Below are 22,428 nucleotides of genomic sequence, written 5' to 3'. Positions count from 1 at the left end.
TTTTTTATAGACAATAATACAGATGTTGTGTATGTTATATGTAAAGATACACTTTAGTTACATAAAAATAACAAGATAATAACCCGGGGAAATAGAATGACCTTTAAAATTAATTATTTCAATCGAACTTTTAGCAGGAACAAATTATCACTGGCAATTTCGACAGCTTTTATTTTAGTTACTACTCATTCTGTTAATGCTGCCGAACAAGATCAAGAAAAAGTGGAAGATGAAGTTGAAGTCATAGAAGTAACAGGTTTTAGAAGCAGTGCGAGTAAACAAAGAGATTTTAAACGTTTTTCTGAAAATATTTCCGACGGTATCTTTGCTGAAGACATGGGTAAAATGCCGGATGAAAACATTGCTGAAGCCATGCAGCGTATCACAGGTGTCGGAATTGACCGCGTTGATGGCGAAGGTTCTACCGTAACTATTCGTGGTGTTGATCCAAGTCTTAACCAAATCAATATTAATGGCGTGACCATGACCAATGGTGGCGACGATAATGCTGTAAATTTCAGTACGATGTCAGCTGATATGTTAAGTTCAATTGAAGTTATTAAAAGCCCCAGTGCTCATCATGATGAAGGTAGTCTTGGTGGAACAGTAAATTTAAAAACCTTTCGTCCACTCGAACTTAATGAGCGAAAAGCGTCTGTTTCAGTCCAAACTAAACAAAATGAACTAGCCGACGAAACTGATTTTGCAGTTAAAGGTTCTTTTGCAGACAAATTTGCTAATGATAACTTTGGTATTGCTACTTCTGTTTTTTATGACGAGCAAACTGTACGAACAGATTTTTACAATATGTACAACTGGAAAGTTTGGCCTAATGTTTCTGCAACCAGTCATCAAACTGGCGAAAACCTAGGCAAAGTCTTTGCTTTTGACCCAACTGGCTTCGAGACGGGTACCAAATTTAATGAGCGTGTTCGTTATGGTGGCTCGTTAACCTTAGAGTATCGCCTAGATGAAGACAATCGGCTTTGGTCTGATCTATCTTATAGTATGTTAACTGTTGATGAAGATTTGTACCAAACTCGATTAACTGCTTTGCGCAAAGATAATATTTTAGATGAAGAAAGTGGCACATCATTTTATGCGAGTAGCGCAAAAGCTGGTGGCAATATTTTATCTAGAATGCGTGAAACAGACACGGAAACGATTAACTTAGGCTTAGGTTATGAAACCGTTATTGCTGATTGGGTAGTAACGGCAAAAGTCGGTATTAGTAGAGCGGATGAATCATGGCCGACAAATAATCGTTTGAACTTTGGTCAAGTAAAAGAATCAGCCTCAGCTAACTGGCTAGATGAAAACGGCAATATTCAAACGGTGCCTACGCTTGAGTGGAATAACGAATATGGCTATTTTGATCCGACGAAAGCTCGCTTGTTCCAAATTTATGATGATGACCGTTCAGTTAAAGATGACTTAGACTCTATCAGCATAGATTTACAACGAGATGTTGAATTTGGTGCGATTCACTCAATTCAGTTAGGCGCAAAGTACTTTGAACGTAGTAAAGATAGAAGCCAAACCATAGGAAATACCCCATTTACTAAAGATAGTGACGGTAACTTCGTTTATTTAAATGATGTCGGTCAAGACTTCCCGATTAATGATTTCTTTGATGGGGTACTAGATAACGCTTTAGAAGGTTGGATGGTCCCTGATTTCGATTACGTCTATAACACCTATTTACCTAACGGTTTTGATGGACCAAGTGACTTAATTAATACGTATACGATAGATACTGAAGCTACTGCAGTTTATATTGAATTTAATTATTCTGCCTTTGATGGCAAATTAATTGGTGATTTTGGTGTTCGCTATGTAGATACAACATCGAGTTCAAAGGGGCACCAAGGCGCTAACTTCCCTGCAGCTACTGGTGGTGATAGTTATGTTGTTCCTGTCGATGCAAGCTCTGATTATACAAATGTGTTACCAAGCTTTAACGCTCGCTACGTAATAAATGAAGATATGCTATTACGCTTTAGTGCGGCAAAAGTAATGGCGCGTCCAACACCTACACAAATTAGACCAGGTGTGGCAATTAAAGCGACAAACCCTGACAATGTTACAGCTGCAGGTGGTAATCCTTATTTAGACCCAACAGAAGCAACGCAATTTGATATTTCTTGGGAATGGTATTTTGCCGATTCAGGCTTGCTGTCTATTGCTGGTTTTTATAAAGATATTGACACCTTTATTTTCGATAAAATAGAAGAGCAAAGTTTTGATTGTCCTACGGGTACAACACCAGAAAACTGTGCATTACTTGTTGATGTACCTACTAAAATGTCAGACAACGGTTCAGGTGGTGAAATCACAGGTGCAGAAGTTTCTTATCAACAAGACTTCACCTTTTTACCTGGTTTCTTAAGTGATTTTGGTACTATTATCAACTATACCTACACCGACAGTGAAGCAAGCTTTGTTGATTCTGAAGAAACCAATGCAGAATTCTACGATGGCTTCCCATTCTTAAAAACGTCTAAAGATACCGTTAATGCAACCTTGTACTGGGAAAAGGATGGTCACTCAGTGCGCTTAGCATATAACTATCGTTCAGATAACTTATATCAAGCTGTGGTACTAGACTCCTCAATTTGGACTGACTCTCGTGAGTCCCTTGATTTATCAGCTAATTTTCAGTTAACTCAGCAGCTTAGTCTTAATATGTCAGCGAATAATTTAACTGATGAGTCAGACCGCCGATACGCAACTCGTACTATTGGAAAAAATGGCTTAGCAAGTGAAGGTAACGCCTTAACTTCAGGAACACCTGATTGGCGTACAGCCTATTATGCTAATACCGGACGTATCTTCCGTGTAGGTGTTACCTATAAGTTCTAATTTTAAATAGCAGTAAAACTTAATTATCAAAGGACGTATGTAATAGTGATATGTCCTTTTTTTTAACTCAGCAAAAGGTAAATAATAGGAGAAGTAGTAATGACACAGAATAAAAATACTAAATGGCTACTTGTACCTGTAATGTTATTGAATGTTGTAATAGCAAATGCTGCGGACTACTACGTTAGTGCAAACGGGAGTGATGCCGCATCAGGTACATTAACTGAACCGTTCGCAACAATACAACATGCCAAAAGCGTTATTAGCGCAGGTGATACTCTGTACATCCGTGGTGGCACTTATCGTGAAGTGATTGATATTACTGGCTTGATTGGTACGAGTGCTAATCCTATTACCATCAGCGCCTATCAAGATGAAGTGGTCAGAATTGATGGCACCAAGAGTATAGATGATATATCTACAGGCAACTGGTCTCTGGCAACTACAGAATTTCCGGGCACCAGCAATATTTACAAAATCACTTTAACTGAAGATGTGTGGCAGTTATTTGTTGACGACAAATACCAAGTGCCTGCGCGCTGGCCAAATGCTAATACCACTCCAGATGATCCCATTCAGCTAAAAAATAATGGCTATGAAGCAGTGAATAACACCTGGTGGAGTAAAACCACCTGGGCTAATGCGGATATGCCAGGGACTACTCAGTATACTCAAATTGAAAATGACCCAAGTCAGCATGATCTGGCAAGCACTGGTATCAGTTTTGCTGGTGGTACGGTTATTTATTCCTTTTTAAGTCAGGGGGGGGATGGTAACCAGGAAAGAAATATTTCAACCCATACTGCTGGCAGTAACTTGTTAACTCACCCAACCTATACAGGACCAGGAACAAAAAAAGGTTACACCAGTACAGGTAAGTATTTCGTCATTGAACACTTAGATGCGCTAGACCAAGCTAAAGAATGGTATTACTTGCCAGCTAGTAATACGTTGTTTTTATGGGCGGAAAACGGTGTTAATCCCAGTACTTTAGATGTACATGGTCGTGTGGTTAGTCGTTCTCTTGTAGGCACCGCTGAACATGTAACCATTAAAAGGCTTAACTTTTTCTCTGGCACCTTTGATATTACCGGGCCTAACCTGACCATTGAAGACAGTCGTTTCACTTTCCCTGATGCATCAAAACGTATGTTGGGTGAATATGCTGCTGATAGCAATGCCGCGATGCAAGACTACGGTAGTTTAGTTAATGGCGCTAATTTCACCATGCGAAATACCATATATGAGTATGCTGAAATGGGCATAGTTCTGGAAAAGCCTGATAGCTTGAACGGAACATTTGAAAATAACCTATTCCAGTATGTCAGCATATACGGCATGGGGAAAAATTCACTGGTTCAATTCGCGCCTACTTTTGTTCGAAATACTGTACGTCATTCTTCTCCTCGTGGTTTATTTAAATCCACCATAGACGGCGACTCTTCAGTTCGTGACCAAAGTTTTAACCGCTTGCAAAATTGGGGCTATTTACAGGTGCATGATGGTTCTGGTTTGCAAGTGGCAACAGATTATACCCAGCAAACCCAACGTACCCATAACTGGTTTTTATATGCCGCTAAATACGGTAGCCGCTGGGATGGTAAACCCGCTAATTTCTATGGTACTAACCATCATTCAGTGGGAATGAAAGTACGTGGCGCTTTTCAGGTGAAAGGCGATAGCCATGAAACCTACAACAACACCGCATTTAATGGTTTTGATGATAAAAACGATATTATTGTAGTCAGTGATATGACTTATGGCGGTAATAACAATTCCATAACTAAAAATAATGTCGCTGATACTATGGCGGGTGAACGAACAGGCGATACTACGCAATACCCTATGCCTGGCATCCACAGCCATAACTGGAACGGTTATGAAGAAACCGGCAGTGTTGAAGACTTATTGGTAGATCCAACTAATTTGGACTTTAGGCCTAAAGCAGGTTCTGCACTGGTTGACGCGGGAACCGTTATTTCAGGGATTACTGATGGCTATGTTGGTTCAGCGCCTGATATCGGCGCATACGAATATGGTGATGATGAATACTGGATACCAGGATATCAATCCGCACAGGCATCAACGCCAATACCTGCGGATGGTGCTACCAAACAATCAACCGATCGTGATTTAATCTTTTTGCCTGGCTATAAGGCCGATCAAACCAAGGTGTATTTAGGTACTGATGCAAATAACCTGAACCTGATTACCACCCGCACCAACCCGGATAAAAATATTGTAGTTGCTGGGCAAGACTTCACATTAACAGCCGATCAAATCTATTACTGGCGCGTAGATACCATTTTGGCTGATAGCTCTGTTGTAACAGGTGATGTTTGGTCGTTTACCGTTGATCCTTCAATCAATGAAACTGAACTGGCAACGGCTGATACCTTTGTAAATGCCGCACAGTCCACCACAGTCTACGGTGCTAATAATACTTTACGACTTTCAGGTACTAACTTCTTAGGTTATGTGAAATTTGATGTAGCAGCTCCAGCGGGTTATGAAGTTGCATCAGCAACATTGCGATTAAAAGCCGACGTTACAGACATTCCTGATACTTCTGTTTATGTTGTTACTGGCAGTTGGGATGAAGCCACGTTGACATGGGCAACAGATACCTTAACTTGGGGTCAACTGCTGGATTCTACAGCGCCAATTACTGCCAATAGCACGGTGGACTTTGATGTATCCGCTGCGGTTTCTGGTGATGGAACTTATACCTTTGGTTTGCAAACAACCAGCACGTTAGCTGCACTTAAGTATGTCACTAAAGAGGGCGGTAATTCACCTGAATTAATTCTGACATATCAGCCAATAAGCACAGCGCCTGTTACTTTATTGAGCGAAGATTTTGAAGATCAGGACCTTAGCGATTGGAGTACAACAGGCACAGTGACTGTTATTGCTGCCGCCGCAAGTAATAGTAGCTGGGGAACACGGGTTAAACAAACGGCGACCTTACGCAAGGCCATTAGTACAGTGGGCTATAGGGAAATTACCATTAGCTATGATCGCAAATCTAAAAATATGGATGCAGGTGAAGACTTTAGTATTCAGTGGACAACCAATGCAGGAGCTGGCAATTGGATAGACATCGAAGTAGTAACAGACGAAACCTTAACCTCGCAAACCTTTGTATTACCAGTTAACGCAGAAGATAATGCCGATTTTGAAATTCGATTCAGAACCAATGCTGATTTAACAGACGAGCGAGGAGATATAGACAATATTGTGATTACAGGTGTTGCAATGTAATCAAAGAAGATAGGCACCTAAAAGGTGCCTATCTAAAAATTAATAAAAAATAGCTGAAAAGAACTAACGTTATCTTCGCAGAAGAAAAAAGTAAAACTATGGTTGTATGTGTTTTTGGTGTGTATTTATTAATTTAAACACATTTTATTTGAGGTTATATAAAGATATTTAGTTTTTAGCTAGTTTTGTTGTGTTTTATTTGATATAAAAATACATAAGGCTGTTGGCGGTAATTCAAATGGATGGATACGAAAGTAATCTGATAAAAAGGTTAGGGACACAAATGTTAGATAAACGATTTGCTCTTTTGCATCAAGATGACAATGTATTCGTATGTTGTGAGAAAGTTGAGTCAGGCTCGAAAGTTACACTAGAAAATAGTGTCATCAAGATGATTGTTGATATTCATGTCGGACATAAAATAGCTCGTATTGATATTTTGCAAGGTGACAAAATTGTTAAATATGGTGCAAGTATAGGTTCAGCCAAAGAAGCTATTCAGTCTGGTCATCATGTTCATATGCATAATATGAAAAGCGATTATATTCCAAGCCATACCCGTCAAAATAAATCAGAGGACAACTAATGCAAGGTTATTTAAGAGCAGATGGTCGTAAAGGGATCCGTAACGTTGTTCTAGTGACGTACTTAGTTGAGTGTGCTCACCATGTCGCTCGTTCTATTGTTAGCCAAACAGCAAGTGATGATGTGCAATTAATTGGTTTTCCGGGCTGTTACCCTAATGAATATTCACTGAATATTATGGAAAAGCTCTGTACTCACCCAAATGTCGCAGCTGTTTTAATCGTATCGCTTGGTTGTGAAGGTTTTAATCGTGAACAGCTTAAAAACACGATTGAAGCCAGTGGCAGACAGGTTGAAACCTTAGTGATTCAGCAAGCTGGTGGTACGAAAAGAACCATTGATGCGGGTCTACAGAATATTAAGCAATTACAAAAATCCGCAGCACTTTTTGAACAAGTGTCTATGGACGTCAGTGAGCTGGTAGTTGGCACGATTTGCGGTGGCTCTGACGGTACTAGCGGTATCAGCGCAAACCCTGCTGTGGGTTATTGTTTCGATCAACTTATTGAACAACAAGCGACGTGTATATTTGAAGAGACGGGCGAGCTGATTGGTTGTGAGCAAATTATGGCAGACCGTGCTATCACGCCTGAACTTGGTATTGAGATTATGAAGTCGGTTGAAAAAGCCGAGCAATATTATACGGTGATGGGGTATGGTAGTTTTGCGCCAGGTAATGCAGAAGGCGGCTTAACCACTCAAGAAGAGAAATCCATGGGAGCTTATGCTAAATCGGGCAGTTCTAAAATCCACGGTTTAATTAAGCCTGGTGATATTCCCACTCAGGGCGGTTTGTATTTAATGGATGTTGTCCCTGATGGTGATCCGCTTTTCGGTTTCCCTAACATTGTTGATAGTGCTGAAATCGTTGAAATGATTGCATCAGGCTCTCATTTGATTCTATTTACTACTGGTCGTGGTTCGGTAGTGGGCTCTGCCATATCACCAGTGATCAAAGTATGTGCAAACCCAGAAACTTATCAGATGTTAGCGAATGATATGGATGTTAATGCCGGTAAAGTCATTAAAGGTCAAGCGACGGTGCAAGAAGTTGGCAAAGAAATTTATGACAATGTCATACAAGTGGCAAATGGCGAGCCTTCAAAATCAGAAGCATTAGGTCATCAAGAGTTTGTGTTAACGTATAAGCAATTTGAGGCGATTGGCCCAAGTTGTTTGCCAACCGTTAGATAATAGGCATTTAGTATGTTTCCAAAAAGAGAAATAGGAAATACAGGATTGCAAGTGTCAATCCTAGGCTTTGGCGCTGCGTCTTTAGGGAATTTATATAAAGCGGTCTCTGATGAGGACGCTGAGAAAACTTTAGCTGCGGCGATTTCTTCAGGTATTGATCTTTATGATACCGCGCCAAGATATGGCCTTGGTTTGAGTGAAAGAAGGTTAGGTGATGCGTTAAGAAAACTGCCTAAATCTGACTATGTCATTTCTACTAAGGTAGGTCGTGTATTAACGCCCGACCATAAAGCAAATGTTAATCAGTTAAGATATGGCTTTGATACGCCAATGCCGTTTGATGCCCATTATGATTATACCTACGATGGTATCATGCGTTCATTTGAAGATAGCCTACAACGTATGGGGTTAGCGCAAGTTGATATTTTATTAGTGCATGATATTGGTGTAGATACTCATGGCGATAAAGACTCATATTACTATCAACAGCTGGTTGATAGCGGCTATAAAGCCTTGGATGAACTTAGAACTCAAGGGGTTATTAAGGCCGTTGGTCTTGGCGTAAATGAAACGGAAATTTGTGAACGTGTGATGACACTTGGACAGTTTGATTGCTTCTTATTAGCAGGTCGTTATTCACTATTAGAACAAGGTGCACTAGACACTTTTCTTCCTAAATGTGAACAACATGGCGCCTCTATTATTCTTGGAGGGCCTTATAACTCAGGTATCTTAGCAACAGGCGTTAAAGGCAAAGCAATACCGCACTATAACTATGAACCCGCTCCAGCGCACATTATTGAAAAGGTCGTTAAAATTGAAGATATATGTCAGCAATTTAAAGTGCCATTAGCTGCAGCTGCTTTACAATTTCCATTAGGTCATAGCGCAGTATCAACTGTTATCCCTGGTTTAGGCAGTGAACGACGAGTTAATAAAACAGTCGAGCTATTTCATCATGATATTCCTAGTGATTTTTGGTCGAGTCTAAAAGACGCTGGTCTGTTAAAAGCAGATGCGCCTATTCCAACTCAAGTAAAGCTTAAAAGGTGATGGTGATGAAACGTATTGATAGTCATCAACATTTTTGGCAAGTAGATCGCGGTGATTACTCTTGGTTAACACCAGATCTAACGGTGCTTTATAAAGACCATTTACCAGCCGATATTCAATCGCATTTATCCCAAGCCAATATTAGCCAGACGATATTGGTACAAGCTGCAGATACTTTAGCTGAAACTGAATTTTTATTACAACTTGCCGAGCAGCATGAATTTATTGCAGGTGTTGTTGGCTGGGTTGATATGGAAAGTGATGATTGCATTGAGGTGCTTAAGCAGTTAAAGCAAAACCCGTATTTCAAAGGCATTCGCCCGATGATTCAAGATATCGCTGATGATGCTTGGATGCTAAACCCTGAGTTGACACCAGTTTTTGAAGCGTTAGTTGAACTTGATTTAACCTTTGATGCGCTGGTGCTGCCAAAGCAGTTAGCTAACTTAAAAGTGTTATTGAATAGGCACCCCAATTTATCTGTAGTTATCGATCATGGCGCTAAACCTAAAATAGTCGAAGCGATAGGCAAACCGATTGAATCATCAATCAATAAACAATGGGCAATTGACATGAAAGAGCTGTCAGGGTTTGCCAATGTGTATTGTAAGTTATCAGGCTTACTCACTGAAGCTGGTGAACAGCCAACATATGACAGTATTAAGCCTTATATGAGCCATTTACTACATTGTTTTGGTGCTCATCGCTTAATGTGGGGTAGTGATTGGCCTGTCGTTAATTTAGCTGGTGATTATCAAGCATGGACAGATCATGTGACCACGTTCGTTGAGCAATTATCTGAGCAAGAACAAGCATTAATATTTTCGGGTGTAGCAGAGCAGTTTTACCGCATTTAAATCTGCGCGATCGAATGCATACCCAATAGGTAAAAATTAAAGGTTATAAAATGAATTTACGTTTTGAAAATAAGACTGTTTTAATTACCGGTGGCGGTAGTGGTATAGGTCAAACTACTGCGATTAGATTTGCCAGCGAAGGTGCTCATGTCCTTATTTTCGATCTTGATATAGACGGTGCGAATACTACGAAAGCAGAAATTGAAGCAGCAGGTGGTAGTGCATCGGTGTATCAATGTAATGTTGCTGAACAACAGCAAGTGAACGAAATCATAACTTCTATCCTTGAGAAGCAAGCGATTGATATCCTAGTCAATAATGCAGGTATTGCGCACATTGGTAATTTAGAAAATACCAGTGAAGAAGATTTAGATCGCATTTATAACGTGAATGTTAAAGGTTGCTACAACCTAATGAAAGCAATTGTACCGAGTATGAAAGCGCGTCAGTCAGGTGTGATTTTAAATCTCGCTTCTATTGCTTCAACGGTGGGTATTCAAGACAGATTTGCTTACTCAATGAGTAAAGGTGCGGTATTAACCATGACTTACTCTGTTGCCCGCGATTACATCGACCATGGTATTCGTTGTAATTGTATTGCACCTGGTCGAGTGCACACACCGTTTGTCGATAATTTTTTAGAAAAAAATTACCCGGATAATCGTGATGAAATGTTTGATAAGTTATCAAAAAGTCAACCTATTGGACGTATGGGTAAAGTGGAAGAAATAGCAGGCTTAATTTGTTATTTATGCTCCGATGAAGCTGCCTTCATTACGGGAACAAATGTTCCTATAGATGGCGGTTTTGTTACCTTAAATAATTAAGCCCAATAGTGAGAAATAATAACTAAACCAGTATTACATTAAAAAGATAGCTAAAAATTATAACGATAAAAAGGTTACTCATGACAACTCAAATAGAACAAGCAGTGGTTGATACGCCGCAAACAAGTACGACAAAAGAAGTCGTGCCTAAGGCGTTTTTAGCGTCCTTTATTTTGGTGACTTTATGTTTTCCGCTGTGGGGATTTGCTAATGATATTACCAATCCATTAGTTAAAGCGTTTTCCAAAATACTACAGATGACGGCAGCTGAAGGCACTTTAGTGCAAGTGGCCTTTTATGGTGGTTATGGCGTCATGGCGATACCAGCGGCGATTTTTATCAAAAAATTTAGCTATAAAGCCGGTTTAATGTTGGGATTAGCATTTTATGCACTAGGGGCCTTTTTGTTCTTACCCGCTGCCAGTGCGCAAGCCTTCGCCCCATTTTTACTGGCATTTTTTGTGATGACTTGTGGTTTGTCATTTTTGGAAACCAGTGCAAACCCTTATATTCTTTCGATGGGACCTGCAGAAACAGCGACTCGCCGATTAAACTTAGCGCAAGCATTTAACCCTGTTGGTTCATTATTGGGAATGTTTATTGCCACGCAATTTATTATTCAAAAATTAGACCCGGCGACTGATGCAGAACGTCGAGCTCTTGCTGCTGATGGTTCTCAATCCGCTATTGACCAACTTAGCGCAATAACGGCCAACGATTTAGCAGTGATACGTGACCCGTATATTGGTATTGCTCTTGTCGTATTTGTCGTGTTGTTAATTATTGCTTTCAAGAAAATGCCACGCACAGAAGAAAAGTCAACCGATTTAGATTTGTCGGGCACTTTTAAACGATTGTTTGCTAATCAAAATTATCGAGAAGGTGTTATCGCGCAAATGTTTTACGTTGGCGCACAAATTATGTGTTGGACCTTTATCATTCACTACGGTACGGAAGTGTTTGTTTCCTTAGGTATGACAGAACAAGACGCAGAAGCGAAATCTCAAATGCTAAATATTTATGCCATGGTGATTTTCTGTCTAAGCCGTTTTATTTGTACTTTCTTACTGAAATATGTCAATCCAGGTAAATTATTAATGTTATTGGCTGCTGGCGGAATCGTGTTTACAACGGCAACTATTTTCTTAACTGGTGTTGCTGGTGTGTATGCATTAGTAGGTATTTCAGCGTGTATGTCATTAATGTTTCCAACGATTTACGGTATCGCATTAACCGGTACAGGTGACGATGCTAAGTTGGGTGCAGCAGGATTAATTATGGCGATTGTTGGCGGTACGTTCTTACCAATGGCACAAGCGTCGATTATTGATATGAAAATCGTGTTTGATGGTTTTTCTGCCACTAAGGCGTCTTTTATTCTGCCATTAATTTGTTTTGTTGTTATCGCCATATACGGTAAACGTTCACAACAACACTTGCCGGAATAAGAGCTGTTTATGACCACTAGATATTGCTTTGCTTTAGATCTTAAAGATGACTCTGCGTTAATTGCTGAATATAGAAAATATCACAGCCCAGAAGGTGTATGGCCGGAAATCATTGACAGTATCAAAGACTCAGGTATCGAGGCACTCGATATTTATTTGGTGGGTAATCGGCTATTTATGATTATGGATGTTAATGACAGCTTTTCATTCGAAGCAAAACAGCAAGCTGACTTAAGCAATCCAAAAGTAGTTGAATGGGAGCAGCTTATGTGGGTATTTCAACAGCAATTACCTTGGGCTAAAGGTGATGAGAAATGGTTGTTGATGGATAAAATTTTTAACTTATAACTTGATATCGATTCAGCTTATCGTCAGATAGCCCAAACTCTGCGTTAGAAGTGCTCAAGTATATTTATACATTCCGCACTTCTGTCTTGATTTTGAACAATCTGACTTAACACTGAACGGATACTGGCTTTTGAAAATTAGATACATGAATTAAAAAAGCTAAATTTAAACAGAAATTATTAGGATAGAAAATGAAATTAATGCGTGTTGGCGCTGTTGGCAAAGAAAAACCCGCGATTTTAGACAGCGAAGGAAAAATAAGAGATTTATCTGCGCATATCGCTGATATTGATGGTGATTTATTTTCCAGTGGTAATGTTAAGAAGATAGCAGAGTTAAATTTATCTACCTTACCTATTGTGGATGATTCAGTTCGCAAAGGCCCTGTTGTTACAAAAGTGGGTAAGTTTATTTGTGTGGGGTTAAATTACGCTGACCATGCAGCTGAATCTGGGATGGAAGTGCCGTCTGAGCCGGTTTTATTTATGAAAGCCACATCATCGATTATAGGGCCAAATGATACGGTAGAAATACCACCTACATCGACTAAATCTGATTGGGAGGTTGAGTTAGGTGTAGTGATTGGTAAAGAAGCTAAGTATGTTGCTGAAGCAGATGCAGTTGATCATATTGCCGGTTATTGTGTGATCAACGATTTATCTGAGCGTGAGTTTCAAATTGAAAAAGAAGGACAGTGGTGTAAAGGGAAAGGTTGTGACACCTTTGGTCCAATTGGCCCTTACTTAGTAACAACGGATGAAATCACTGACCCAAGTGAACTTGATATTTGGTTAGAGCTAAATGGTGAACGCGTTCAGGATGGTAATACTCGCACTATGGTGTACAAAGTACCTTTTCTGGTGTCCTATATTAGCCAGTTTATGAGCCTTCAACCGGGCGATATAATCAGTACAGGTACACCTCCAGGTGTTGGCTTAGGCTTTACTCCTCCTAAATACCTAAAAGAAGGTGATGTGATGAAACTTGGTATTTCAGGCCTTGGTGAGCAGCAACAAAACGTTGAGCGATATAAAGCTTAAATTTAAACCGGAAAGTAAATAAAAATGATTATCTCGTCTCCAAGTGATTATCGCGCAGCAGCGAAAAAAACCTTACCACCATTTTTGTTTCATTACATTGATGGAGGTTCATACGGTGAGCATACGTTAAGGCGCAACGTTGATGATTTAGCCGATGTGGCATTAAAGCAACGCGTGCTAAATGACATGTCTGAGTTAGACCTGTCGAGCGAGATTTTTGGTGAAAAAATGGATTTACCTATATCATTGTCTCCCGTTGGTTTGACAGGAATGTATGCAAGACGAGGAGAAGTTCAAGCAGCTAAAGCGGCAGAGAATAAAGGTATTCCTTTTACTATGTCTACGGTTTCAGTATGTCCAATTGAGGAAGTTGTACCGGCCATTCAACGACCAATGTGGTTTCAATTATATGTATTGAAAGACAGAGGCTTTATGAAAAACGTTTTAGAACGTGCAAAAGCCGCTGGAGTTAGAACATTAATTTTTACCGTTGATATGCCTGTTCCTGGGGCAAGGTATCGCGATATGCATTCGGGTATGAGCGGATCATTTGCCGCGCCTCGTCGAATTATGCAAGCGATGAGACATCCTAAGTGGGCACTAAATGTTGGATTATTAGGTAAACCGCATGATTTAGGCAATGTATCTGCATATCGAGGGGAACCGACCAATCTTGAAGATTATATTGGTTGGTTAGGTGATAATTTTGACCCTTCTATTTCGTGGAAAGATCTCGAATGGATCCGTGAATTTTGGGGTGGGCCGATGATCATTAAAGGGATTTTGGATGAAGAGGATGCTAAAGATGCGGTTAAGTTTGGTGCCGATGGTATTGTCGTGTCTAATCATGGTGGTCGCCAATTAGACGGCGTATTGTCGTCTGCAAAAGCTTTGCCTGCTATTGCGGATGCTGTTAAAGGTGATTTAAAAATATTTGTTGATTCAGGAATTCGTTCAGGGCTTGATGTGGTGCGAATGCTAGCATTAGGAGCAGACTGTGCAATGTTAGGACGTTCATACATCTATGCGCTAGCAGCGCAGGGACAACAAGGTGTTGAAAACCTGCTTGAACTTTATGACAAAGAAATGCGTGTGGCAATGACACTTACTGGGGCAAAATGTATTAGAGATTTAGACAGAAATTCGTTAATTCATTCTCCCTAAAAAGCACCTCAATATTTGCTAACCACTAGAGAAAAGTTAACGCAAAATGATCACATTAACTTTTCTGTCATTTTTATGAACTCATGATAAATATAAAAAACTTTCAACACGATAAACTAACTATCAAAAATTGGCAGTTATCCAAAGCTCAATCTTGGTGTGTGTTGGGAAAAAATGGCTCTGGAAAACAGTATTTAGACCAATTGATGACTGGCGGGTTAACGGATAGTACTGCACAAAAATGCCTGTTACCTAGTGTTGATAAAGTCGCTTTAGTGTCATTTGAAAAACAGCAGAGTATTTATGAACATGAGTTAAAAATTGATAGAACAGATTACCTTGATGTGCAGGATATTGGGACAAAAGCAAAAGACTTTCTACCTGCCTCAAAGCTCGATGACCCTTTGATTGAAGCCTTTGGTTTAGCCCATCGTTTAGAATACGGATACCGTCAACTTAGTACGGGAGAAAGTCGAAAGTTACTTATTCTACAAGCCATTTTTAACGGTGTTGAGTTATTAATATGTGACAACCCTTTTGATAGCTTAGATGAGAGTTCATGTCAGGCATTATCAAAAGTGTTACGAGATTTATGTGAACAAGGTATCACAGTACTTTTATTGCTCAGCAATAGGCTTGATATACCATCATGGTGCCGAAATATTGCTTTTATTGAACGAGGGCAACTAGAAGTAATTGGATTGCTTGAAAGTGAAGAAACTATAAGACAGCTCGATGCTTTACTTGATCTTGAGCAGGACAGCCTTGCTTGGCCAGATAGTAACTGTCGGCGTGAAAATATCAATTCCTCTTATTTAGTTAAGTTAAATAGAGGGAAGGTAAGTTATAACGGCGAGAATGTTTTTGAAAACTTAAATGTCTGTATCAAACCACAGCAGCATACTTTGATTACTGGCCCAAACGGCAGTGGTAAATCTACTTTAATGCACTTAATAACCGGTGACTGCACGCAATGTTATTCCAATGATCTTGAGGTACTCGGTTTTAAGAGAGGCTCAGGCGAGAGTATTTGGCAATTGAAAAAACAAATGGGAATTGTTAGCTCTGAGTTGCATCGACAATACCGTGTTAATGCTGAGCTGTTGACTGTAGTTGTCTCTGGTTTCTATGACTCTATTGGCTTATATCAGCAGCCTGAAAGAAAGCACATTGAAATTGCGAAACAATGGTTAGAAAAAGTTGGCCTGTTAGTACATGCACATCGCCTTTTTCAGACGTTAAGTTACGGAGAGCAACGATTAGCACTTATCGCTAGAGCTTTAGTTAAGTCTCCATACTTATTGATTCTAGATGAGCCAACTCAAGGCCTAGATGAGCTGAATCGATATCGAATACTTAACTTTATAGAGCACCTAGCAGAACAAAATCACAGTACTATTTTATTAGTGAGTCATAGAAAAGACGAGCATTTATCTTTATTTAAGCAGCATATTAGAATGTAATATCGTTAGGTTTTAGAAGCAGCCCACCTGACAATAATTAAGTAGAACTTAATTTATCACCTTGTAATTTTTAAAATCGCATCAATATATAGCAGTCTGCATACACACTTTATTAATTAAGACCTAGATTATGACCGCATTAAACTTGGCCAACAGTTTCTCTCTTGCGAACGGCGCTAACATTAAAAACCGTTTGTTTAAATCGGCAATGAGTGAACAGCTTGGCGATAAACATCACAACCCGAAAATCGGTTTGGCTAAACTGTATGGTCGTTGGGCTAACGGCGGTATAGGGCTAGCGATCACCGGCAATATCATGATAGATAGAAACGCATTAGGTGAGCCGAAAAATGTGGTCTTAGACGAGCAAAGTGATTTGGCTGAGTTTAGGCGTTGGGCCGACGCGGGTAAGCAAAATAACACCCATATTTGGCCGCAACTGAATCACCCGGGTAAGCAAATCCCTAGCTTTTTGTGTGAGCAACCGGTGGCGCCGTCTGCGATATCATTAGGTCGTGGTTTAGAAAAAGCCTTTAATCAGCCGCGTGCGTTAAGCGAGCAAGAAATTTTAGACATCATTAATAAGTTTGCGCTCAGTGCCAAATTGGCAAAGCAGGCGGGATTTACCGGTGTTCAAATTCATGGCGCACATGGTTATTTGGTCAGCCAATTTTTATCGTCTCGTCATAATCAGCGCGATGATAAATGGGGTGGTAGTTTAGAAAATCGTATGCGATTTGTGCTGGAAGTGTATAAAGCGATACGTGCACAAGTTGGCGTTGAGTTTCCGATTGGTATTAAGCTCAATAGTGCTGACTTTATGAAAGGTGGTTTCAGCGAAGAGGAGTCGATGCAAGTAGTACAGGCCTTAGCGGATGCCGGTATCGATTTAATTGAAATCTCCGGTGGTACCTATGAAAGCCCATCAATGATGGGGGCTGATAAAAAGACTGAAGCGAATACTGCCGAACAAAAGCAAACTACCATCAAACGTGAAGCCTACTTTTTAGATTACATGGAAAAGGTTCGTAAATTAGTGACATCCCCATTAGTGGTCACTGGTGGTTTTCGAAGTGGTGTGGCGATGAATCATGCCATCACATCAGGTGCAACCGACTTTGTTGGTATCGCCAGAACGACGGTTGTTGATCCGGAGTTTCCGAATAAGCTTATTGCAGATAATGCACATGCGATGCCACTTACTGTGCCAACCACCGGCAAACCGAAGTTAGACAGAGCCGCCATGGTGGGTCTTGTTTGGTATGAACATCAAATGTGGCGCATTGCCAAAGGCAAAGATCCTAAGCCTGATTTAAGTGCCATGGGCGTGGTGTTAAAAACCATGTTGTCGGCGGGTTTATATTCGTTTAGAAAACGCAGAGCCTAAACATACTTAAAACTTTTTAAGATAATAAAAAAGCGGATCATGAAGATCCGCTCTTTTATTGTTAACAAACCTTTGTAGAGTTACTTACTAGACTCTTGCTCGGCATTTTTGAATTTATCAAACCAAGCCAGGATATAACCAACTTTACGGGCTAAATTAGACGGTTTGGCGGCAATGCCATGGTAAGCACCTTGAATGCGTACTAATGAGCTTTCTACGCCTTGTAAACGCAGGGCACCATAGTATTGCTCACTTTCGCCCATAGGCGTACGAACATCCAACTCACCGGTGAGTACCATGGTTGGTGTGGTTACGTTACCAACTAGCGACAGTGGAGAACGGTTCCAGTATTGCTCGTAGTCATTCCATGGTAAGTCACTAAACCAGTATTTGCTCATAAAGGTATAAATATCTGACGTTCCTATCATGCTGGTCCAGTTAATTACCGGTTTGGCAACCACAGATGCTTTAAATCGGTCGGTGTTACCAATGATCCATGAGGTTAAGGTACCACCACCAGAGCCACCAGTAACGAACAAGTTAGACTCATCGATATAGCCTTTAGCAATAACGCCATCAACCATGTCCATAAGGTCGTTGTAATCTTGCGATGGATAGTTTTTATCTATTAAATTGGCAAATTCTTCACCCTGTGATGTTGAACCGCGAGGGTTACCGTACACAACGACATAGCCAGCAGCGGCAAACAATTGTACTTCACTAGAGAATCCCGGTCCGTACGCGGTGTGTGGGCCGCCGTGAATTTCTAAAATAAGAGGGTACTTTTTATTAGGATCAAAGTTTGGCGGCGTGACGATCCAAGCTTGTAAGTCGCGCTCATCGAGGCTGCTTTTTAATTCCATCAACTCTGGTTTGTTAACGGTTTTATGATCAAATACATCGCCGTTTAAATCGGTAAGTTGTTTCACTTTACCCTTTTTATTTACTACCGCTAAGTCTGCAGGGCGATCGCCGGTAGAGCTTGTGTAAACAACCGTGCCATTAGATGTCACATCATAGTTACCCGAGGTATATGGGCGGCCTAAACTCGTACCACCTAACTTATCAGTTTTAGTGGAGATCTTTCCTGATAAGCTCACATAGGCAACATGTTTTTCGCCCATGTCATCATAACTAAAGTACAAGCCTTTGCTATTGTCTTCCCAGTTTATATCAGCAACAGAGCGGTCTAATTTAGGGGTTAAGCTTTCAATGTCAGAGCCATCAACATTCATGACATATAGTTGGCTAATTTGATTTGATTTACCGTTATCTTCAAAACCGGTAAATGCAATTTTCTTCCCGTTAGGGCTCATTTTGGGGCTGTTTTCTGGGCCACTTGCGTCGGTTAACTTGCTTACTTTCGAGGTCTTTAAGTCAATAGCAAGTAGGTCTGAATTAAATACATCAAAATCAGCATCTTCGCGAGTATTCGCCGAGACGATGATCTGCTTAGCATCTTTCGTCCAGGCGATAGAGCCGGCGTAATCATGATTACCTGAGGTAATTTGGCGTGGCGTGCCGCCAATGGTCGGCACAACGTAAACCTGCATATTACCAGGCTTTTTCATACCCGCACCGTCACGTTGGAATAGGGTTTGGTCAATGTAGTGCGCATCTTCTGCCCACTTCGCGCCTTTAGGTTTAAAGCCAAGATTAAATAGAGGTTTCGCTTTCGTTGGCGTAAACATAGCAAATGCGAGTTGTTTGCCGTCAGGTGAAAAGCTCATGCTACTAGGACTTATGGCGACATCGGTGACACGAGCGGTATTACCGGTGGCAACATCTCTCAAGTAAATCTGTACCTTGCCTTCTTTGCTTGAAAGGTATGCCATTTTAGAACCGTCTGGTGAGAATAGCGGGCTAAAGTGATTTTTACTGTCCGATAACAATGGCATATGGGTGTCACCGTCTAAAGACACTGTCCATAGGTTACGACGTACCGAATCGGTCATAATGTCCATACTGCGACGTTCATAGACGACATGTTCACCGTCAGGCATTATTACAGGGTTTGCGGCATATTCGAGGTTAAATAGGTCCTTAAGAACCAAGGTGTTATCTTTGTTTTCCTCGCTAGCACTTGATGCGCCTGCAAATAAAACACTCATCACCAACAACGCAGATTTGCAAAGAGGTTTTTTAATCATTACAGATATATCTCTATATTATTGTTTTAAAGTAAAAAAACTGTAGATAACATAGCGCAGGTGTTGAACTAAACACCAGAGATATTATGTGAGTTGTTTGTTTTCTGAGATAAGTTAAAAAATCGTTGCTTCACCTTGTCGGCAGATCGAGCAACTAAATATTGGATTACAAGCCAAAATACAGTTTGATACCAGCTAATGTGTTGGTGGTCGCAACGGCTGCTAAGATAAGGCCCATAACGCGACTGATGACGCCTGCGCCACTGGAACCTATCAACTTAATTATTTGCCCTGATAGCAACATTAAAATATACGCAACCAATAATACGGCGAAAATCATCGAAACCGTTTGCGCTTGTTCCCACGCGCTAAAGCGACTGTTATCTGTGAGCAGCACCGCGGCTAGCATGGCTCCGGGGCTTGCAATAGATGGAACGGCCAAGGGAAATGTCGCGGTATCACGGTGATTTTTCGCCATCTGTATTTCTTCATCCGGTTTGCTATCGCCAAAGATCATGGTTAATGCAAATAAAAATAACACGATACCGCCAGCGATTTGAAAAGCCGGTAAAGGAATCGACATGGCGTTTAAGATATGCTCACCAATCAGCACGAAAAACAGTAAAATGCCGGCTGCTATTAAGGTGGCAAATAAGGCGATTTTTTTTCTAAGTTGCGCATCGTATTGCGACGTTACCGCAATGAATACGGGTACCGTGCCTATCGGATCGATGACCGCAAAAAAAGCGATAAAGGTGGCGACAAAATCAATCATCTTTATGTCCCGATTATAAGTACCTTATTTATGAAGGGGAAAAGGTAAACATATTAGATAGTGTAGGACATTTGAATGATTGCACATTTTACCATGTCTAAGAAAACAAACAGGCGAGCATGGTGCTCGCCTGTTATGAATTATCAACTGCTTGGAAGTGCTATTTACGCGACCGCATTGGTCAAAATTTGACGAACTTCAACGGGAGTTACCGTACCGTTTTCCGATAAGGATACATAGTTTAATCCTTCCAGTCGGCTTACCACGGCGTCAATAGCACCTTGTTTGTCATCGCCGTGTTCGGTCAATTGCGTGGCGACATTCAAGCTATTGTAGAAGGCTTCAATGGCATCGATGGTGCTCTCCGCCAAGTCATCGCTTTGTTCAAGCGCAAATACATTGCGACCCATTTGTTCCAGTTTGGCGCGTTTATGCTCGATTTGATTACGTAATAGTGATGGCTGCACAATCGCTAACGAGCGAGCATGGTCAACATGCCAAAGGGCGGTTAATTCATGGCCAATCATGTGTGTGGACCAGTCCTGCTCAACACCACTACCAATAAAGCCGTTCAAGGCTTGGTTAGCTGCCAACATTAAGTTGGCACGCCACGCATCATCACGTTCGTTGAAGCTATCACCTAACGACTTCAATGTGCGTAACAGTGTTTCAGAATAGCCATCTTGAACCATGGCACCGGCATTTTTGGTGATGTATTGCTCGCAGACATGGACAAAGGCATCGACCACGCCGTTGGCCAATTGTTTTTCTGGTAAGGTTTTCATTACATCAGGGTCCATGACCGCAAAAACCGGTAATACGCATTGAGCGGCAAACGCCATCTTTTGTTGAGTCTCTGACTTGGTGATCACCGAGTTACCATTGGATTCAGAGCCTGTGGCTGGAATGGTTAAAATGGCGCCGATAGGCAATGCGGTTTCAGGCGTATACTTGCCTATTAAAATATCCCAGGCATCGCCATCGTATAAGGCGCCAGCGGCAACGTATTTGGCGCCATCAATGACTGAGCCACCGCCAACAGCAAGAATAAAGTCGATGTTTTCTTGCTTACATACGTCGATGGCCTTGTCTAATGTTTCTTTGGTTGGGTTCGCTTCGACGCCAGAAAATTCTAGCCACTGATGATTTGTAAGAGCTTGCTTGGTTTGCTCATATACACCATTTTTCTTAATTGAGCCGCCGCCATATAAAAATAGCACCTTGCTTTGGCTGTCGATTGCGTCACTGATTTTGCTAATTTGCCCTTGGCCAAAGAATATTTGCGTTGCGTTTTGGTAGGTAAATTTCATGATGATAATCTCTGCAGTAGTTTGCTAATAGCTGTGTGTCTGACGCTAGCATTAACCACGTCATGTGTGATGTTAGCGTTGTATATACGTGTAGTTTATATATCGTTTCAGCAATGGCTTATTTCAAGGTTGTTAGCCTGTTATTGGCTAATTATTGTTGCTGTAACTGTCTTTGTCGCATCGGCATGGTGTTTATCAGTGATGCCACGGCGTCTAAATCAAAGCTATCAATAGGGTAGTTGGCTTTTACGCCGCCGTCCAAGCCGATAAGCCAGGCATGCTGTGCTTGGCTGTAGTTTTTCGATAACTCGGAATAGTGTGCCGCCGACAATTGTTGGTAGTTATCGTTGCTGTCAATAAGGTAAGCTTTTGTATCGATTAGGGTAATGATCTGTAAGTTAAACTCGTCTCTTATTTCAGTATCGATTTGTGGCAGTTGTTGCTTGTTATCGACATTAAAAATTAGCAGGCGATGTTGCCATAACATGGCTTCGCTAATGGAGTCTTGGGCTAAACTGTATTTTGAGTTTAGCAATGTCATTACCAATGCGATAACGGCAGCAATAAAGGCAGGATCATAGTTTTTCATGATGTGTTCGTCACAGTGCGGATAACGTGGCTAATAATACGTAGCAATAAGCGGTTAAGTTTACTTATTGAATCGGTCGCTGTTTTGATCTTTTATTATTTATCGCCCGTAG

The 22,428-nt window shown here is 40.9% G+C and carries 17 protein-coding genes; 13 read left to right on the top strand and 4 right to left on the bottom strand.

Annotated elements, in window-relative coordinates; all coding sequences use genetic code 11:
- The first annotated feature begins 96 nt into the window (after positions 1-96).
- The 13 genes from E2K93_RS03870 (at position 97) to E2K93_RS03810 (ending at position 17,492) form a co-directional block, all read left to right on the top strand.
- Positions 97-2,862 carry a TonB-dependent receptor gene (locus E2K93_RS03870; protein WP_135437834.1) on the top strand — a complete coding sequence of 922 codons (2,766 nt, stop codon included), beginning with the start codon at positions 97-99 and terminating at the stop codon, positions 2,860-2,862.
- Positions 2,863-2,961: 99 nt separating this feature from the next.
- Positions 2,962-6,126 (top strand): right-handed parallel beta-helix repeat-containing protein, encoded by a 3,165-nt coding sequence (locus tag E2K93_RS03865; RefSeq protein ID WP_135437833.1) that lies wholly within the window; start codon positions 2,962-2,964, stop codon positions 6,124-6,126.
- 283 nt (positions 6,127-6,409) lie between these two features.
- Complete coding sequence (locus E2K93_RS03860) at positions 6,410-6,712, top strand: UxaA family hydrolase (protein ID WP_135437832.1); 303 nt, start codon at positions 6,410-6,412, stop codon at positions 6,710-6,712.
- Entirely contained in the window at positions 6,712-7,905 is a 1,194-nt protein-coding gene (locus E2K93_RS03855) for a UxaA family hydrolase (RefSeq protein WP_135437831.1), read from the top strand. The genes E2K93_RS03860 and E2K93_RS03855 overlap by 1 nt, the downstream gene beginning before the upstream one ends.
- Before the next feature lie 12 nt (positions 7,906-7,917).
- A complete protein-coding gene (locus E2K93_RS03850; RefSeq protein WP_135437830.1) occupies positions 7,918-8,958 on the top strand; it encodes an aldo/keto reductase in 1,041 nt (346 codons plus the stop codon).
- Positions 8,959-8,963: 5 nt separating this feature from the next.
- Positions 8,964-9,815 carry an amidohydrolase family protein gene (locus E2K93_RS03845; protein ID WP_135437829.1) on the top strand — a complete coding sequence of 284 codons (852 nt, stop codon included), beginning with the start codon at positions 8,964-8,966 and terminating at the stop codon, positions 9,813-9,815.
- Positions 9,816-9,865: 50 nt separating this feature from the next.
- The gene (locus tag E2K93_RS03840) at positions 9,866-10,642 is read left to right on the top strand and encodes an SDR family NAD(P)-dependent oxidoreductase (protein WP_135437828.1); all 777 of its coding nucleotides are present in this window, start codon (positions 9,866-9,868) and stop codon (positions 10,640-10,642) included.
- 80 nt (positions 10,643-10,722) lie between these two features.
- Positions 10,723-12,090 (top strand): L-fucose:H+ symporter permease, encoded by a 1,368-nt coding sequence (gene fucP / locus E2K93_RS03835; protein WP_135437827.1) that lies wholly within the window; start codon positions 10,723-10,725, stop codon positions 12,088-12,090.
- Positions 12,091-12,099: 9 nt separating this feature from the next.
- Positions 12,100-12,438 (top strand): L-rhamnose mutarotase, encoded by a 339-nt coding sequence (locus tag E2K93_RS03830; RefSeq protein WP_135437826.1) that lies wholly within the window; start codon positions 12,100-12,102, stop codon positions 12,436-12,438.
- Positions 12,439-12,629: 191 nt separating this feature from the next.
- Positions 12,630-13,478 carry a fumarylacetoacetate hydrolase family protein gene (locus E2K93_RS03825; RefSeq protein ID WP_135437825.1) on the top strand — a complete coding sequence of 283 codons (849 nt, stop codon included), beginning with the start codon at positions 12,630-12,632 and terminating at the stop codon, positions 13,476-13,478.
- 24 nt (positions 13,479-13,502) lie between these two features.
- Positions 13,503-14,642 (top strand): FMN-dependent L-lactate dehydrogenase LldD, encoded by a 1,140-nt coding sequence (lldD, locus tag E2K93_RS03820; protein ID WP_135437824.1) that lies wholly within the window; start codon positions 13,503-13,505, stop codon positions 14,640-14,642.
- Positions 14,643-14,725: 83 nt separating this feature from the next.
- Entirely contained in the window at positions 14,726-16,105 is a 1,380-nt protein-coding gene (locus tag E2K93_RS03815) for an ATP-binding cassette domain-containing protein (RefSeq protein WP_135437823.1), read from the top strand.
- A gap of 130 nt (positions 16,106-16,235) precedes the next feature.
- Complete coding sequence (locus E2K93_RS03810; protein ID WP_135437822.1) at positions 16,236-17,492, top strand: NADH:flavin oxidoreductase/NADH oxidase family protein; 1,257 nt, start codon at positions 16,236-16,238, stop codon at positions 17,490-17,492.
- Between the two features lie 80 nt (positions 17,493-17,572).
- Here the strand turns inward: E2K93_RS03810 and E2K93_RS03805 are convergent, their stop codons facing one another.
- The 4 genes from E2K93_RS03805 to E2K93_RS03790 all read right to left on the bottom strand — a co-directional run bounded on the left by E2K93_RS03805 (position 17,573) and on the right by E2K93_RS03790 (position 22,316).
- Entirely contained in the window at positions 17,573-19,642 is a 2,070-nt protein-coding gene (locus E2K93_RS03805; protein ID WP_135437821.1) for a S9 family peptidase, read from the bottom strand.
- Between the two features lie 166 nt (positions 19,643-19,808).
- Positions 19,809-20,417: a MarC family protein gene (locus E2K93_RS03800; protein WP_135437820.1), complete on the bottom strand. Its 609-nt coding sequence runs from the start codon at positions 20,415-20,417 to the stop codon at positions 19,809-19,811.
- A gap of 164 nt (positions 20,418-20,581) precedes the next feature.
- Complete coding sequence (locus E2K93_RS03795; RefSeq protein ID WP_135437819.1) at positions 20,582-21,727, bottom strand: iron-containing alcohol dehydrogenase; 1,146 nt, start codon at positions 21,725-21,727, stop codon at positions 20,582-20,584.
- 151 nt (positions 21,728-21,878) lie between these two features.
- A complete protein-coding gene (locus tag E2K93_RS03790; protein WP_135437818.1) occupies positions 21,879-22,316 on the bottom strand; it encodes a DUF4174 domain-containing protein in 438 nt (145 codons plus the stop codon).
- Between the last annotated feature and the right edge of the window lie 112 nt (positions 22,317-22,428).

It is taken from the genome of Thalassotalea sp. HSM 43 (assembly GCF_004752005.1).
Taxonomy (GTDB): domain Bacteria; phylum Pseudomonadota; class Gammaproteobacteria; order Enterobacterales; family Alteromonadaceae; genus Thalassotalea_A.
Note: the sequence above shows the minus strand (reverse complement) of the source record. Positions and strands in the feature narration are given on the sequence as shown.